Origin of the sequence: Pontibacillus chungwhensis BH030062, from assembly GCF_000770675.1 — a bacterium.
Classification (GTDB): domain Bacteria; phylum Bacillota; class Bacilli; order Bacillales; family BH030062; genus Pontibacillus; species Pontibacillus chungwhensis.
Genome location: NZ_AVBG01000009.1, coordinates 114,484 through 131,769 on the forward strand (window position 1 = coordinate 114,484; position 17,286 = coordinate 131,769).

The 17,286-nt window shown below is 41.5% G+C and carries 14 protein-coding genes and 1 other annotated feature; of the genes, 11 read left to right on the forward strand and 3 right to left on the reverse strand.

Annotation, left to right across the window (positions count from 1 at the left end; genetic code table 11):
- The first annotated feature begins 44 nt into the window (after positions 1-44).
- From hemA to N780_RS12640, 8 genes are all read left to right on the forward strand, one after another.
- A complete protein-coding gene (gene hemA, locus N780_RS12605) occupies positions 45-1,415 on the forward strand; it encodes a glutamyl-tRNA reductase (protein ID WP_036784617.1) in 1,371 nt (456 codons plus the stop codon).
- A 15-nt stretch (positions 1,416-1,430) separates the two neighbouring features.
- Entirely contained in the window at positions 1,431-2,249 is an 819-nt protein-coding gene (ccsA, locus tag N780_RS12610; protein WP_036784619.1) for a cytochrome c biogenesis protein, read from the forward strand.
- 21 nt (positions 2,250-2,270) lie between these two features.
- Positions 2,271-3,200 (forward strand): hydroxymethylbilane synthase, encoded by a 930-nt coding sequence (hemC, locus tag N780_RS12615; protein WP_036784622.1) that lies wholly within the window; start codon positions 2,271-2,273, stop codon positions 3,198-3,200.
- Positions 3,200-3,979 (forward strand): uroporphyrinogen-III synthase, encoded by a 780-nt coding sequence (locus N780_RS12620; protein WP_036784625.1) that lies wholly within the window; start codon positions 3,200-3,202, stop codon positions 3,977-3,979. The genes hemC and N780_RS12620 overlap by 1 nt, the downstream gene beginning before the upstream one ends.
- Positions 3,979-4,956, forward strand: coding sequence for a porphobilinogen synthase (gene hemB, locus N780_RS12625; RefSeq protein ID WP_036784627.1), 978 nt, complete (start codon positions 3,979-3,981; stop codon positions 4,954-4,956). The genes N780_RS12620 and hemB overlap by 1 nt, the downstream gene beginning before the upstream one ends.
- A 24-nt stretch (positions 4,957-4,980) precedes the next feature.
- The gene (hemL, locus tag N780_RS12630; protein WP_036784630.1) at positions 4,981-6,270 is read left to right on the forward strand and encodes a glutamate-1-semialdehyde 2,1-aminomutase; all 1,290 of its coding nucleotides are present in this window, start codon (positions 4,981-4,983) and stop codon (positions 6,268-6,270) included.
- 144 nt (positions 6,271-6,414) lie between these two features.
- Positions 6,415-7,428: a stage VI sporulation protein D gene (gene spoVID / locus N780_RS12635; RefSeq protein WP_036784632.1), complete on the forward strand. Its 1,014-nt coding sequence runs from the start codon at positions 6,415-6,417 to the stop codon at positions 7,426-7,428.
- A gap of 100 nt (positions 7,429-7,528) precedes the next feature.
- Positions 7,529-8,548, forward strand: coding sequence for a phosphotransferase (locus tag N780_RS12640; protein WP_036784635.1), 1,020 nt, complete (start codon positions 7,529-7,531; stop codon positions 8,546-8,548).
- Here the strand turns inward: N780_RS12640 and N780_RS12645 are convergent.
- Positions 8,545-8,733: a YszA family small membrane protein gene (locus tag N780_RS12645; protein WP_036784638.1), complete on the reverse strand. Its 189-nt coding sequence runs from the start codon at positions 8,731-8,733 to the stop codon at positions 8,545-8,547. The genes N780_RS12640 and N780_RS12645 overlap by 4 nt on opposite strands.
- 131 nt (positions 8,734-8,864) lie before the next feature.
- Positions 8,865-9,091 (forward strand) — a binding site (T-box leader).
- Positions 9,092-9,156: 65 nt separating this feature from the next.
- On the opposite strand from N780_RS12645, the gene N780_RS12650 reads away from it, so the two are divergent.
- The gene (locus N780_RS12650) at positions 9,157-11,799 is read left to right on the forward strand and encodes a valine--tRNA ligase (protein WP_036784641.1); all 2,643 of its coding nucleotides are present in this window, start codon (positions 9,157-9,159) and stop codon (positions 11,797-11,799) included.
- A 25-nt stretch (positions 11,800-11,824) separates the two neighbouring features.
- Here the strand turns inward: N780_RS12650 and N780_RS12655 are convergent, their stop codons facing one another.
- Positions 11,825-12,688, reverse strand: a complete 864-nt coding sequence (locus tag N780_RS12655) for an ATP-grasp domain-containing protein (RefSeq protein ID WP_036784644.1) — start codon at positions 12,686-12,688, stop codon at positions 11,825-11,827.
- Positions 12,685-13,593: an ATP-grasp domain-containing protein gene (locus tag N780_RS12660; protein WP_036784647.1), complete on the reverse strand. Its 909-nt coding sequence runs from the start codon at positions 13,591-13,593 to the stop codon at positions 12,685-12,687. The genes N780_RS12655 and N780_RS12660 overlap by 4 nt, the downstream gene beginning before the upstream one ends.
- Positions 13,594-14,141: 548 nt before the next feature.
- Between N780_RS12660 and N780_RS12670 the strand changes: the two genes are divergently transcribed.
- Positions 14,142-15,407 (forward strand): bifunctional folylpolyglutamate synthase/dihydrofolate synthase, encoded by a 1,266-nt coding sequence (locus N780_RS12670; protein ID WP_036784651.1) that lies wholly within the window; start codon positions 14,142-14,144, stop codon positions 15,405-15,407.
- Positions 15,408-15,543: 136 nt separating this feature from the next.
- On the forward strand, positions 15,544-17,280 hold the full coding sequence (locus tag N780_RS12675) for a sensor domain-containing diguanylate cyclase (protein ID WP_052115055.1): 1,737 nt from the start codon (positions 15,544-15,546) through the stop codon (positions 17,278-17,280).
- Positions 17,281-17,286: the final 6 nt, after the last annotated feature.

Consider the following 17,286-nt stretch of genomic DNA (forward strand, 5'->3'; position numbering starts at 1 on the left):
TAAAGATGGACGTAGATTTTTGTAGTTTTTTTGGGGGTGAAGGTGTGCATATTTTAGTTGCAGGTTTAAATTATAAAACGGCCCCTGTTGAAATACGTGAAAAAGTAACCTTCTCAGAAGAGGAATTGGCCAAAGCCATGGAAGCGTTAAATCAACAGAAAAGCGTGTTAGAGAATGTGATCATTTCTACGTGTAATCGTACGGAAATTTACGCGGTAGTAGATCAACTTCATACAGGGCGTTATTACATCAAACAATTTCTATCCCAGTGGTTCAATTTAGATAAAGAGGAATTTTCACCATTCCTTTCTATTTATGAATCAGATGGAGCACTTGAGCACTTGTATCGCGTGACTTGTGGACTTGATTCGATGGTTCTTGGTGAAACTCAAATACTTGGGCAAATGAAACAAGCCTTCTTACGTGCTCAGGAAGCGGGTACTACAGGTACAATCTTCAATCAGCTGTTCAAACAGGCAGTCACTTTAGCGAAGCGTTCTCATAACGAAACAGAGATTGGAGATAACGCGGTTTCTGTAAGTTATGCTGCTGTAGAACTAGCTAAGAAGATTTTTGGTGACTTAATGAATAAGCATGTTGTTATTTTAGGTGCCGGAAAAATGGGCGAGCTAGCTGCTAAGAACCTGCATGGATCCGGTGTGAAGCAAGTAACGGTCATGAACCGTACGTTTGAGAAAGCGGAGCAACTTGCTTCTCAGTTCCGTGGTCAAGCTAAACCAATTAGTGAGTTAAGTAGTGTGTTGGAAAAGGCGGATATTCTAATCAGTTCAACGGGTGCGAACGATTACGTACTATCAAAGCAGCATCTGGAAGCGGCTCATAAAAAGCGTAAAGGGCTTCCTTTATTCTTAGTGGACATAGCAGTACCACGTGATCTGGACCCTGCAATTGATGAACTAGATAGTGTCTTCTTGTATGACATTGATGATCTGCAGGGAATTGTTGATGCTAACTTAGAAGCTCGAAAGGAAGCGGCTGAAGCCATCGAGGTAATGATTGAAGGCGAGATTGTAGCTTTCAAAGAATGGCTGCAGACCCTTGGTGTTGTTCCTGTAATCTCAGCTCTTCGTCAGAAAGCTCTTACTATACAGGCAGATACTATGAAAAGTATCGAACGGAAAATGCCTGATTTAACAGAGCGAGAGAAGAAGGTTTTAAGTAAGCATACGAAGAGTATTATTAATCAGATGCTAAAACAGCCGATTTTACAAGCGAAAGAATATTCGGCTCAGCCTAATGCTGATCAGAACTTAGATATGTTTATGCAAATCTTTGGAATCGAAGAGGAAGTTCAACAAGAAATACAAAAGCAAAATGAGAAAAACAGACAAGCCATCCTTGAATCTGATGGGAAATTTTCCTTTCAACCAGCATCGAATGTAGCTAATTCTTAGGAGAGGAATTTCCTTATGTTCGATCTTAAATGGTTATATGAACTGATCATTGTAGTATATTGCCTGAGTTTAATCGGGTACTTTATAGATTTTATTCAAAATAACCGGAAGGCAAACCGCGCTGCCTTCTGGTTACTTTCTATGGTCTGGGTTTTACAAACCTTTTTTTTATTAGGACAAACTTTATTAGAATCTCATTTTCCGATTGTCACCATATATGATGGTCTCTATTTTTATGCATGGATTTTAGTAACTTTTTCACTTATCCTAAATCGTCTCTTCCGAATAGATTTCTTTATATTCTTCACAAACGTATTAGGGTTCTTTATGATGATGCTTCACATTTTCACCCGTGCTCAGTATGACGCTACTGAAAAGGCGATGCGGTTGGTTAGTGAACTATTGGCTACACATATTACATTAGCCATCATTTCATATGGATTCTTCACATTTTCTTGTATATTTTCGTTTATGTATTTATTCCAATATCGTTTGTTAAAGGAAAAGAAGTGGAATAAAAGGTTGTTACGTTTAGGTGATTTGGGGAAATTGGATACGTTTTCTTATGTGGCTGTTATACTAGGGGTTCCACTCCTTTTAATTGCCATTATTTTAGGGCTCGTATGGGGATATACCTCAGGAGATGAGTTTTACTGGTATGACTCCAAAACGTTAGGTTCGTTTGTTGTCTTACTCATTTACTTAATTTATTTATTCCTTCGTGTTGTTAAAGGGTACCAGGGGCGAACCATGGCTTTTTATAACACAGGAGCTTTTCTATTCTTATTAGTGAACTTCTTTTTATTTAGCTCTCTATCAAATTTTCACTTTTAAATGTTGTCAGGAGGAACTGTTATGCGCAAAATCGTAATCGGAAGCAGAAAGAGTCAATTGGCATTAACCCAAACGGATTGGGTGATTGAGAAACTGAAAGAAATCGCACCACAAAATGAGTATGAAGTGAAAAAAATTGTGACTAAAGGGGATCAAATCCTGGATGTAACACTTTCAAAAGTCGGTGGAAAAGGCTTGTTTGTGAAAGAAATCGAGCAAGCTATGTATGATAAAGAAATTGATATGGCTGTTCACAGTATGAAAGATATGCCGGCAGAAACGCCTGAAGGGTTAACGATTGGATGTATTCCGATTCGTGAAGACCATCGTGATGCGTACATTGCAAATGACAATGTAGCGTTTCGTGATCTTCCTGAAGGTGCTATCGTTGGTACGAGCAGTCTTCGCCGTGCTGCGCAAGTATTGGCAGCGAGACCTGACTTAAAAATTAAATCAATACGTGGGAATATTGATACGCGTCTACGTAAATTAAAAGAAGAAGATTTTGACGCGATCGTCCTTGCAACAGCTGGTCTTAAGCGCATGGGCTGGTCGGATGATGTCATCACAGAATATTTAGAACCAGAAGTTTGTGTTCCAGCTGTTGGGCAAGGCGCGTTAGCGATTGAGTGCCGCGAAGACGACCAAGAAATCCGTGATTTGATGGACACGCTAAACCACGCGTATACACATCGTACGGTTATGGCAGAACGCACATTCTTAGATTTACTAAATGGTGGTTGTCAGGTTCCGATCGGAGGATATGCCTATCTAGAAGGAGACGATATTATCCTAACGGCTATGGTTGGTACTCCTGATGGCAAAACGATTCTTAAAGAAGAAGTTCGAGGCCAAGATCCATATGAGGTAGGACGTGAGGCTGCGGATAAGATAAAAGCTCGAGGCGGAGCTGAAATTATTGAAGCTGTGAGAGAGGAGCTCGATCAGTAATGTTTCCTCTGAAGGGGAAACGGATCTTAGTCACAAGATCTGCTGAGCAAGCGGCTTCTTTTACAAATTGTATTGAACAACAGAGCGGGATTTCAGTAGAAATTCCGCTTCTTTATTTTAAAAGCGTTCCGTCTGAAGAGAATAGGCATATACTCAGACGTCTACATAGCTTCAAGTGGATCATATTCACCAGTTCAAACGGTGTTCATTTTTTTATGGAGTTATGTGAGCGTTACCAAGTCCCGCTGTCCATTATAAAGGAGCGATCAATGGCTGCAGTTGGGCGGAAAACAGCAAACACATTAGCCTATTACAATTTAGAAACAGACTTTATGCCTGATACATACACAGGGGAAGCGTTAGGAGAAGCTTTCTTAAATGAGCGAGACAATGGTGCAGTATTAGTCGTTCAAGGGAATCTGGCCAGGCAGAAAGTCGTAGAAACCATTCAACCATATATGGACGTCGAAACAGCAATTATGTATGAAACATGTGTAAATGTTAAAATAAAAGAGGATTTTAATAAAGCATTACAAGAAAATGAAATGGATGCCTTAACCTTTACAAGTCCTTCTACTGTAAAAGCCTTTAAACAGCTTATAGAACCTTCTCTGTTTGAAACCGTTCAATCCTTACCTTGTATATGTATTGGACCTACCACGGAAAAGGAGGCTGAGCAAGCCGGGTTTCCACATAGAATAATACCAAATCATCAAACAGTTGAAGGCATGTGTGAAGCGTTAGGAAGCTATTTTCGTGAGAAAGGAAATGATGATTAATGAATGAATTACAATTTAAACGTCATCGTCGCCTTCGTACAACAGAATCAATGAGATCTCTTGTACGGGAGACCCATTTAAATAAAGAGGACTTAATTTTCCCGATATTTGTAGTAGAAGGGGAGAATATAAAGAATGAAGTTTCTTCAATGCCTGGAGTTTTTCAAGTTTCGTTAGATCAGCTAACGGGAGAAATGCAGGAGCTAGAAGACCTTGGAATCCGTTCTGTGATTCTGTTTGGTGTACCACATGAAAAAGATGAGAAAGGCACACAAGCTTACTGTGAAACGGGCATCGTTCAAAGAGCAATACGTCAAGTAAAGCAGGATGTTCCAAGCTTAACCGTTATAGCGGATACTTGTCTTTGCCAATACACGGATCATGGACACTGTGGTGTCGTTCATGAAGGGGAAATTGTAAACGATGAATCTCTGGAGCTTCTTGTGGAAACAGCAGTTAGTCAGGCGAAAGCGGGTGCAGATATTATTGCGCCATCTAATATGATGGATGGATTTGTTGCAGCGATTCGTCGTGGTTTGGATGAGGCAGGATTTGTGAATACCCCTGTTATGTCCTATGCTGTTAAATATGCTTCTTCTTTCTATGGCCCTTTCCGCGATGCGGCTCATAGTTCACCGCAGTTTGGGGATCGTCGTGCGTATCAAATGGACCCTGCCAATCGTCTTGAAGCCATTCGAGAGGCACAATCTGATGTAGAAGAAGGGGCAGACTTTCTTATTGTGAAGCCAGCATTGGCGTATTTGGATATTATGAGAGAAATGAAAGACCGTTATCCTTTACCAATAGTTGCTTATAATGTGAGTGGTGAATATTCCATGATTAAAGCGGCTGCACAAAATGGCTGGGTAAATGAAAAGGAAATTGTACTAGAGAAACTAACATCTATGAAGCGGGCTGGAGCAGATTTAATTATTACGTATTTTGCAAAAGATGTAGCTCGTTACTTATCTGAGTAATAAATAGAAAAAGGAGTGGTTGTCATGCGTGAGATGAATCAATCAAAGGAAGCTTATCAGAAGGCAGTCGAGTATATGCCAGGTGGAGTCAACTCTCCTGTTCGTGCTTCTAAGTCAGTAGGGATGGACCCAATCTTTATGGAAAAAGGGAAAGGCTCTAAAATCTATGATATCGATGGCAATGAGTATATCGACTATGTTCTTAGTTATGGACCATTAATTTTAGGTCATGCAGATGATAAGGTTGTTTCCCGTTTGAAGGAGATCACAGAACTTGGGACAAGTTTTGGTGCTCCTACAAAGCTAGAAAATGATTTGGCTGAACTTGTGATCGATCGTGTGCCGTCCATTGAAATGGTGCGCATGGTCAACTCTGGTACAGAAGCTACCATGAGTGCGCTGCGTCTGGCCCGAGGATATACAGGAAAGAATAAGATTCTTAAATTCGAAGGTAATTACCATGGTCATGGAGACTCTTTACTTATTAAAGCTGGTTCGGGTGTTGCTACTTTAGGCTTACCTGATTCCCCGGGTGTGCCAGAAGGAATTGCTATGAATACAATTACAGTTCCTTATAATGATGTAGAAAGCCTTCGATATGCTTTTAATGAGTATGGTGATGACATTGCGGGTGTAATCGTAGAACCTGTATCAGGAAACATGGGTGTTGTTCCCCCTAATGACGGATTTCTTTCAGAACTTAGAACCATAACGGAAGAACATGGCTCTTTGCTTATTTTTGATGAAGTCATGACCGGATTCCGCGTGGATTATAACTGTGCTCAAGGTTATTATGGGGTCACGCCAGACTTAACGTGTTTAGGAAAAGTCATAGGCGGTGGTCTTCCGGTTGGTGCGTATGGTGGTAAGAAGGAGATCATGGAGATGATTGCTCCGACTGGTCCGATCTATCAAGCGGGAACTCTTTCAGGTAATCCACTTGCAATGGCGGCAGGTTATGAAACGTTGAATGCATTAACAGAAACCTCTTACCAGGAGATCAATCAAAAAGTTGATCGCTTAGTAGAAGGATTCACAGAAGCGGCTGAAGCATACCATATCCCTCTGACGGTGAACCGTGCTGGATCTATGGTTGCTTTCTTCTTCAACGAAGGTGACGTGACAAACTATGATACAGCGAAGAAGTCTAACACAGATCGTTTTGCGCAGTACTACCGCGCTATGATTGAAGAAGGCATTTATTTACCACCTTCTCAATTTGAAGGAATGTTCTTATCTACCAAACATACAGATGAAGACATTGAAAAAACAATTGAAGCGACTAAGAAAGCTTTTGCTTCTATACAGGCATAAATCCAACCCCCTCATCATGTACTAAGATGAGGGGGTTTTTCTATAGATCTACGATTAGGCATAATTTTTTCTTCCCTCTCATATATCTAGAATGACATAGGCGCTCGAAAGGTCTTGCGTGTACATTGAAGGGAGGAGAAACGCTTGACATATGAAGAACAGAATGTGTTTAGCTTTCATTTAAATGAATCACTTTGGTTTAAAAGAGGACAGGAAGTTGAGGAGTTTATGGGCATCTCTCTTGAGCCGGATATATCCATTCAGGAATATGATGACTCTGTATCTATACGAGGTGTAATTGAGCTCGGAGGGGAGTATTTCCGGTCTTCTGAGGATGTGGAGGGAGAAGAGGAGCAGATCCTTTCTTTACGAGATCATGCTTCAAAGCGAACGATTGAGAATGTAGATCTTCATGATGATGGAGTAAGTGAGTTCTATCACCGTTTTCCTGTAGAAATTTCAATTCCCAAAAGTCGCATTCAATCGATGGATGAAGTGACAGTCAGTATCGATTCCTTCGATTATGAACTCCCTGAGAAAGGGCAATTAAAGTTGAATGCAACTGTCGCGATTCACGGAGTGAGTGAAGAAACGAGGAGTGAAGAAGTAGCGGAAGTGCCTTCACCTGAAGAGGTAGAACCAGAACCGTTTAATTTTGATGTAACCTATCAAGAAGACCATCAAGAAGTGACTGAAGCGGTAGAAGATAGAAATTCAGAGGAAGTAGAAGACGTAGTGGCTGAAGCGGAGGAAGAACAAGGAGAGCTAGTAGAACAAGAGGGAGGCCGCTGGAAATACAAGCAATCCCAGACATTCTCTGAGTTCTTCGGAAAAGTCGAAGATCAGTCTCAGGATGAGGAAACTGAATCTGAGGAAGACATGAGCGACTACGAATTTGAAGAATCATCTGAAGAGTCGTCAGAAGAAAGTCGCGATGAAGAAGATGCGCCTCAGGATGCTCGCTATTTAACGTCCATGTTTGAACGACACGATGAGTCTTACGCAAAGATGAGAATGTGCATTGTTCAAGAAGATGATACGTTAGGGTCTATTGCTCATAAATATAAAATCCCACCCACTCACCTCAGTCGTGTGAACAATTTAGGTGATGAAGATGTGAGTGCGGGTCAAATTCTTTATATACCTGCAAAAGCATAGATGTCCTTATATCCTGCAACGGCTTTCGTTGCAGGATTTTATGTAGGGCAACAGTTTTAATCGATCTAGATACACTTGAAAATGAGGGAGAGTGAATAAATTGGAACAAGAGGTGGTGGATGTATTAGCTTCATACCAGCTATCTGCCTATGAGGTGGAAGTGCAATCTGATAAAGTATATAAGGCCTATACACCTGTAGGTCCTGTAGCAGTAAAGCGGTCTAGTTTAAATAGGCAGACGGTTCAAGATTGGATTGAAGTTTATAGAAAAATAGAAAACTATCGATTTCAGCATGTGGCTCCATTATATATGACTTCTGAAAGGGAGCTCTTTGTTGAGCGTCAGGGAGCGATCTACTATGTGATGCCTTGGATCGAGACACCAAATCGTGACACGCCACCTTACCCGTTTGAGCAGTTGTATAGAACGATTGGGAAGATGCACAAACGCTCGCTTCATACCGAAGTTGTGAAGCGGGAAGATTACGAAGAACTGATGACCAATCGGAAGACCCAATTGCAAAACTACAGGGATGTATTATCTGAGTGGGTAACTACGTTCGAGCAGCGACACTACATGGCTCCGGTGGAATTACAGTTCTGCACACACTATCGTGATCTTGATAAGGTATGCGAAATAGGAATGGATTGGTGTGATCGCTTCTTAGATGATCTGGAAGAGGATAAACAAATACGTACAGCTCTTATCCATGGGAACGTTAAGCCCACGCATTTCCTATACGATGATTCAACTCCGTACCTATTAAATTGGGAGCGTTCCAAAACCTATTATCCCGTGTATGACATTACGACGTATTTTTATCATGTATTACGTTATCATGACGCACCTGTCAATCAGCTTATATCAACTTTCTCGTACTATGAAGAGGAGCTTCCTTTACTGAACAGCGAGCGATGTTTACTTGCTTTATTTCTTTTAAATCCAGAACCATATATTCACCAAGTTGAAACTTATGTAAATGGCGCCCAGGCGAACGGGCAACCTTTTCTAGTACAAAAGTTAGAACGGTCTTATTATGTTTTAAGACATGCGATGGACGTTCAGGAACAAATTGAACAGGCTAGAGTGTACCAAGAGCAACAAGCAGAGAATAGTTAAATCCACTCTAGGTGGAATGCGAAGTATAGACCAATTAAGATACCTAGTAGAAAAACATCGAACGTAGTGGGGAAAAAGAGTGTCCGAACGAGTTGGAAACACGCAATCGGCAATACACAACGCTCAATAATGATTAACCATTGGCGACACCAGGGTGGCAACTTGTAACGATAGAAACGTGCCAAAAGGTATGACCTCCTTTATTGCTTTTCTTTAGTATATGTCCATAGAGGCTGTCATTGTGACTGAAAAAGTTGCTTAAATAGGTTGACTTAACAGAGCGAATGTGGATAAAATAACAAGTACAAGAAAATCGATAAATGCCGTGAAGGGGAAGAGTATGAAACGTAAGCCTATCAGAGAGGGAATCATTCGCTGTGAGATTTCCAGGTTCTTGCGCTCAGAAGGTCGCCCCAGATGCTGTCTCTTTGAAACCGATAGTAGAAGAGGCCGGAGAATACTCCGTTATGTAAGGAAAGTGTGCAGATGACAGGAGTCGTCTGTGAAATAAAGGTGGTACCGCGAATCCATTTCGTCCTTTTTAAGGATGAAATGGATTTTTTTGTTTTTATTCCCTTTCCGGTATAGGCGATAAAGGAGGAACTCGTATGGAGAATCATGAAGTATCTCTTCCAACGAAATATGACCCGAATGCGATTGAGAAAGGTCGCTATGATTATTGGGTAGATGGCAAATTTTTTGAAGCAAAAGATGACAAAACGAAAGAACCGTTCACGGTCGTAATCCCGCCACCAAACGTAACGGGTAAATTACACCTTGGTCATGCATGGGATACAACTTTACAAGACATCATCACACGTGTGAAGCGTATGCAAGGCTATGATGTATTATGGCTTCCGGGTATGGATCACGCTGGTATTGCAACTCAAGCGAAAGTAGAAGCGAAGCTAAAAGAACAAGGTACCTCTCGCTATGACCTGGGCCGCGAACAATTCCTTGAGAAATCATGGGAATGGAAAGAAGAATATGCGACCTTTATTCGTAAGCAATGGGAGAAGCTTGGTTTAGGCTTAGATTATTCTCGTGAGCGCTTCACATTAGACAACGGTCTATCAGATGCAGTTCGAGAAGTGTTCGTAACCCTTTATGAGAAGGACTATATTTACCGTGGCGAATACATTATTAACTGGGATCCGACCACGAAAACAGCTCTATCTGATATTGAAGTCATCTATCATGATGTTCAGGGACACTTCTACCATATGAAATATCCGTTAGCGGACGGATCAGGCCATATCGAAATTGCTACAACGCGTCCTGAAACGATGCTTGGAGATACAGCTGTTGCTGTTCACACTGAAGATGATCGTTATAAGCACCTGATTGGGAAGAAAGTTACCCTTCCAATCGTTGGTCGCGAAATTGAAATTGTAGGCGATGACTATGTTGATATGGAGTTTGGTAGCGGAGCTGTGAAGATTACACCTGCTCACGATCCAAATGACTTTGAAATCGGAAATCGTCATGATTTAGAGCGTATTCTTGTTATGAATGAAGATGGAACGATGAACGAGAATGCTGGCAAGTACAAAGGCATGGACCGTTTCGAATGCCGTAAACAACTTGTTAAAGATCTGCAAGAAGAAGGCATCTTATTCGAAATTGAAGAGCATATGCATTCTGTTGGACACTCAGAGCGGAGTGGAGCTGTTGTAGAACCATACCTTTCTACACAGTGGTTCGTTAATATGGAACCATTAGCAAAAGAAGCGATTAGCCTTCAAGAAGGAAATGATAAAGTTAATTTCGTTCCAGATCGATTCGAGAAAACATACCTAAACTGGATGGAAAACATTCGTGACTGGTGTATTTCACGTCAGCTATGGTGGGGTCACCGTATTCCGGCCTGGTACCACAAAGAAACAGGTGAACTGTATGTAGGTCGTGAAGAGCCAGAAGATATTGAGAACTGGGAGCAAGATAACGATGTATTAGATACATGGTTCTCCTCTGCACTTTGGCCATTCTCCACGATGGGCTGGCCAGATGAGAACAATGAAGACTATAAGCGTTATTTCCCTACTGACGTCCTTGTTACCGGGTATGACATTATCTTCTTCTGGGTATCTCGTATGATCTTCCAATCCATTGAATTTACAGAGCGTCGTCCATTTAAAGACGTACTGATTCATGGTCTTGTAAGGGATGCTGAAGGACGCAAGATGAGTAAGTCTCTTGGAAATGGTGTCGATCCGATGGATGTTATTGATAAGTACGGTGCTGATTCTCTGCGTTACTTCTTAGCGACAGGCTCAACACCAGGTCAGGATCTACGCTTCCAATGGGAAAAAGTAGAGTCTACTTGGAACTTTGCGAATAAGATATGGAACGCATCTCGTTTCGCCCTTATGAATATGGATGGGATCACTAATGAAGAAATCGACTTAACAGGTGAGAAATCTGTAGCGGATTACTGGATTCTAACTCGTTTAAACGAAACGGTTGAACAAGTAACGCGCAATGTTGATAAATATGAATTTGGTGAAGCGGGACGTCACTTATACAACTTTATCTGGGATGACTTCTGTGATTGGTACATTGAAATGGCGAAGCTCCCTCTTTACGGTGAAGACGAAGCTAAGAAGAAGACGACTCGTTCGATCCTCGCTTATGTATTGGATAACACGATGCGTATGCTTCATCCATTCATGCCGTTCATCACAGAGGAAATCTGGCAGGCACTTCCGACGAAGGGTGAATCCATCACTGTAGCGAGCTGGCCACAAGTACGTAAAGACCTTCACCATGAAGAAGCGTCTGAGCAAATGAAGCAGCTCGTAGCCATTATCCGCTCTGTTCGTAACATCCGTGCAGAAGTTGATACACCGATGTCGAAGCAGATTCAGTTGATGATTAAGGCGAACACAGAAGAAATTGCGGATCAATTAGAAGCAAACCGCCATTATCTAGATCGCTTCTGTAACCCTAGTGAGCTTATAATAGATGCAAATCTAACAGCTCCTGACAAAGCAATGTCAGCTGTTATTACTGGTGCTGAACTTTATCTGCCATTAGAAGGCTTAATTGATATCGAGGAAGAAATCGCTCGACTTCAGAAGGAGCGCGAGAAATGGGATTCTGAAGTACAGCTTGTACAGAAGAAGCTCTCTAATGATAAGTTTGTAAACAAAGCTCCTGAACATATCGTTCAAGCTGAGCGCGATAAAGAACAGGACTATATCGACAAACGCGATAAGGTCGACGCTCGTATTAAAGAGTTACAGTCCTAATAAGAAAACTCCGTCTAGTAATTAGCTAGGCGGAGTTTTTTAATTGAGTGTAGATATGATCCATGTACTTCTCGACGATATTGATGGAACTTTTTGCACTAAGCGTGCGACTGCCAACCACGTCTTCTATTTCGTTAAAGAGCAGGTTCCCCTCCTCATCAAATAAGAAGTCAATCCCGACCATTCCGAATGAGAAAAGACTAATGATCCGCTCGATATGAGCTTTTTCCTTTGGTGATAAAGGATATAGCGTGGCAGTGCCTCCAAGTGTATAATTTGCTTTAAAGTCAGAAGAGCTCTCTCTTAGTATGGCAGCTACAATTTCTTTTCCGACCACAAACACCCGTAAATCTTTTCCGAGAATAGGGGCTGGTTTTTGGAGGATGAGATCTTGGCCCATTAATGATGGAGCGAGTTCTGTAGCCTTTTTTGCAGAATCAATCCAGTGAACATCTTTACCCCCTCTTGAATCAACCTTTTTTATAATATAAGGGTAGGGGAGTGGTGATTCTTCTGGATTGAAATTAGCACCTTTTAGAAAAAATGTATCCATCATCGGTATATGGTGACGGGCCAGGTGTTGATGCGTCTTCCATTTGTCATTACATATTTCACTTACATGAGAAGAATTGAACGTCTTCACTCCTAGCCCTTCCAATTGAAGGGTAAGTCTAGCATCAATGGTCCTAATAATAGCAAATGAAGGTACAGGAACTACCTCACTTTGTAAGAATAGAACAAAGCGGCTATTTCGAATGCCTATGGTGATTTTTTCTCTTGGTATAAAGGTGAGTTGCAGCCCAATACGATCGGCTTCTTCAATCATCCATTCGATAAAAGGCTGATTCCGCTCAGCATCTTGATAAGTATAAATGAGCCATCCATTCAAATGCCTTCGCCTCCTTTCTTAGAATGCTGTTTCATCACATGCACCATCATCTTTTCAGCGACATTAATACCTGTGCATTCATATATATTTCGAATTTGTGCATTGCCATTTACTTCACAAATAACCGGCTGTCCGTATTCATCGTAAAGAAGGTCTACACCACAAAAGGTTGTCCCGATCGCTTTACTTGCTCTAATAGCGAGTTCTTTCTCTGCATCAGAAGGGGAATAGGGCTCCATTTTACCCCCCGTTGTTACGTTTGCTCTGAAGTCATGTTCAGAATAACGGAGCATGGAAGCAACGACCTCCTCACCAACAACATTAAGACGCACGTCCCGCCCGTAACTAGCTGATATAAACTGCTGAAGCAGAAATGGACGATTGTGGATGGATCTTAGTTTGTTCATCATTTCTTCTTTTGTATGTACGAGATAGACCTGCTCCCCAAAGGAACCATAAGCTTCTTTTATAATAAGGGGGAAGCCTAGTTTTACCCCTTCGTTAATAAGATGAGTGAGATGTAACTCATCTGTTTTTATAAAAATCTTAGGTCCTAGAATCGTTTCCGGTATAGGAAGTTGTTTTTGAGCTAACCGTTGATACATAACCCCTTTATGATCACATGCCTCAATCGCATCAGCTGAATTGTACACCGGAATCCCCATTGACTCTAGCTGCCGAGCAAGCAGAATATCTTTGTCACCAAAGATAACAAAATCTGGGTGCTCTGCCGTGTCAGCTCCAGTAATACTCATGCCCTCACCAGACATGGTGCTTAAGAGTTCATGATTGGGATAAATGGTCATCGAGATTCCTTTTTGTTGCGCAGCCTCTTGAATAAGTTCAGCGTAATCAAGAAACTTAGGACTTTTCAAATGCCCGTTATAAACGATCCATCCATGCATAGGATCACTCCTTTATTTGATGAGTTATGTTGGTTGTTGATTAATAGGTAGGGATAGTCCGTTATCAAATGTGGCTAGGGCAGGCTTGGGGACAACTCGCTTTCCTGCGGGGAGCTGGGAAGCCTCCTCGTTCGCTTCGCTCTCTGTGGGGTCTTCCCTAGGCTCCTTACCCCGCGGGAGTCTCGCAGTCCCCAAGCCTGCCCTGTCATTATTGAGGTGAACGGTCCAACTTAATATAGTTGCTCTTAAGCCCCTACCTTCCAAGTATGGCGCGTTTCCGTTTCTCCTCATTTGTCAAAGGTGGGCCTGGAAATTGCGAGACTCCTGCGGGAGAGAGAGCTAGACGAGATCCCGCAGAGAGCAAAACGAACGAGGAAGCTCGACAGCTCGCCCGCGGAAAGCGAGTGATTTCCAGGACCACCTTAAGCCTTATTAAAGCTAACGGAAACGTTTTTCTATCGATATTGTCTCAGCTCCGATAGTATAAGAACTATCTTTGGAACCTGTCCTATTTTAGGATAAAATAAGGATGAAATGGAGGTTCGTATATGTTTACGACAATGGAACAAATCAATCAATTTTTTAATGACCGAAATGGGTTAGGGATTAAACCTGGTTTTGGTCGTATGAAAACCATGCTTAAGGCATTAAATAATCCACATAAAGATATAAAAGCGGTGCACATCGCCGGGACGAATGGAAAGGGCTCTACACTTGCTTTTATGAAGGAAGCTTTAATCGACCAGGGGTTTCGTGTGACTAGCTTCGTATCCCCGGCTTTTGGTTCTATACGAGAGCACATCTTTCTTCAAAACGAACCCATTTCTGAAGAACGCTTTATCCATTATATCAATACCCTACTCCCTGTTGTGAAGGAATTGGATGAAAATGAGGATGGTCCATCTGAATTTGAAATTCTCGTCATGGTGGCGATTCTTTTTTCACGTGATGATTCCACCATTAGTTTATTTGAAACCGGTATGGGAGGGAGTGGTGATTCTACAAATGTGCTTGAACCTATCCTTAGTATCATTACAATGATTGATCTTGATCATACGGCTTTTCTAGGTGACACCATTGAAGCGATTGCTGCTCAAAAGGCGGGGATTATTAAAGCTCGCACCCCTATTGTCTCAGGTGTTACACAAGTTGAAGCAAAACAGGTTGTAAAAGATTATGCTGCAAGGAACAATGCCCCCCTTTATCAATGGGGAGAAGCGTTCTACATAAGGGAGAAGGATCAGGCCTATTCCTTTACATCTCAAGATCTGGTACTAGAAGGAATTCGTGTTTCGCTTCCAGGCAAGCATCAACAAAAGAATAGTAGCCTGGCGCTAATGGGGCTCTCACTCCTTAAAGGAGTCAATAGTGAAGAGGCAGCCAAATCGTTTCAAAAGGTGCAGTATAGTGGTAGATTTGAAACGATTTCCTCGGAACCTACCGTGATCATAGATGGTGCTCATAACTTGTCAGGTACAGAGTCGTTAATCGATACAGTCAAACAGAGCTATCCTCATAAGAAGAAAACGTTGTTATACAGCGCACTCAAAGACAAGCCATTAGCTCAAATGATTCCGTTATTAGAAGAGACATTTGATGAAGTTGTATTCACCACGTTTCATCACACAAGGTCCTCTACCCCTGAGTACCTTGCTTCCTTCTCTTCAAATGCTGACCCTAAAATGGTTTCGAGTTGGGAGAAATATATAGATGAAATTTGGGATGATCTTAATGGAAATGTCCTTGTTATTGCTGGCTCTCTATACTGGCTTCCGATTGTGAAGGAATATGCAAATAGAAAGAGAAATAAATAAGAACAACTATTCAGAAATTTTTGAATGAATGGGTGTTATGTGCTACTATAAAAGTATTAGTTTTTTCTAAATATTGCCTTTAATAAGACTTGAATAGTATATGAGATTTGATCGATGGAGATAGGGGATGCAGGGGATGATATCAAAACAAAAGACGGTGGCGTTATGGAGTATATGGGCAATACTCTGGCCAGGGGTTATTACCACAGTGTTTGTAGTAACGAACCCACAGTTGCAAGGAAGGGAGTTTGACCTTCTTTCTTTTGCATTTATGATGGTGATTGTAGCACTCTTCCCAGTCGTCATTCATAATAGCCCAATTATTTTCATTCACGGGATAAGTCTAGCTGTGTTTTTATATTTTGGTTTATTTTTTGAAATGATTATGACACAGATTGCCTACATTGTATCCATCTCAAAGGTGAAACTTTCAAGGCCTTATTGGTATAAACTCCCTCTTAATTTAACTATGTTCCTGTTTGTATCACTAGGATCTGCCCTTTTTTATTATGCATTAGGAGGGTCCCATGGGCCATCAGCTTTTGCGACGCCGAGTGATGCAATTCCTATTATTGGATATGTATTGTCTCAGTTTATTCTTAACCATGCTTTCATCTATATTGTACGGAATTATTTTCTGGGGAATAAGGGCACCATTTTTGATAAAGAATTCTTCTGGGACTTAGGGAACACATCCATTGTGATGCCGATAGGATTTGTTTTATATGTTTTGTATATGGAAATAGGTGAAGCGGCAATCTACTATGTGGGTCTTCCGTTTGTTGGTTTATCTCTTATTTTAACTCTCTATTACGCTAGTCAAAATGTGAACGAGTACTTGCAAAAAGCAAATGAAATTGGACAAGAGCTTACAGGGCGTCTAAAAGTAGGTGAAGTTCTAGATCGGTTTGTAGAAAGTTTGACCGTGCTTTTTCATGTCGATTATGTTTATATATTTGATCGAAAGAATAAAGATGATCTTGAACTCATTCGATATTTCGATGGTGATAAAAATATTGGATTTCAAAATCCCCAATTCTCATCATTTGAAGGTGTCAGTCAGTCCGTGTGCGCGAGCGGCCAGCCTATCCTCTATCAGTCTAGAAAGAAATGGAGGCATATTCGGTCAGATCTCATCCCTAAAAAAGTAGAGAGCATTATGTCTGTTCCTATTGAACGAAATAACAAGATTGAGGGTATTATTACCATTGCCTCTCATAAGAAAAGGTCATACGAGAAGTTTCAGCTCATGCTTGTGGGAATTCTAGCTAACTATATGGCTGTAGCCATCCAGAATGCAAGGCACTATGAAGAAACGAAGCGAAGAAGCGAGCTTTGTCCGTTAACGAAACTGTACAATTATCGTTACTTTGAGAATCTTGTTAGTGATTATGCAGACACCTATGAGCAAGTAGGGGAAAAGATAGATGCGTCTGTAATATTGTTAGACTTGGATCATTTTAAGAGAGTGAACGATCAGTACGGACACGAGAGTGGCAATGAGGCTCTTTGTGAGTTAGCTGTCCGTTTATCGAACATTGTAGGGGATAATGGTACCGTTGCTCGTTATGGAGGAGAAGAGTTCGTTGTCTTCTTGCCAGGAGTGGGAAGGGAAAAAAGTCTTGCCATTGCAGAGGAACTTCGTCACCGTATATCTTCGGTCCCGTTTCGTCTTAAAGAACATATTACCGATCACCAAGGGGCCATAGACGCTTGGCTAACAGCAAGTATTGGAGTAGCGACTTTCCCTGAAGATTGTGAAAGTCCTATTGAACTAGTGCGGCACGCTGATCGGGCGATGTATGTGGGTGCGAAGCAACAAGGTCGGAACAAAGTGGCAAGCTATGAGAGGATTTTAGAAGCGGCTGAGTGATGAACT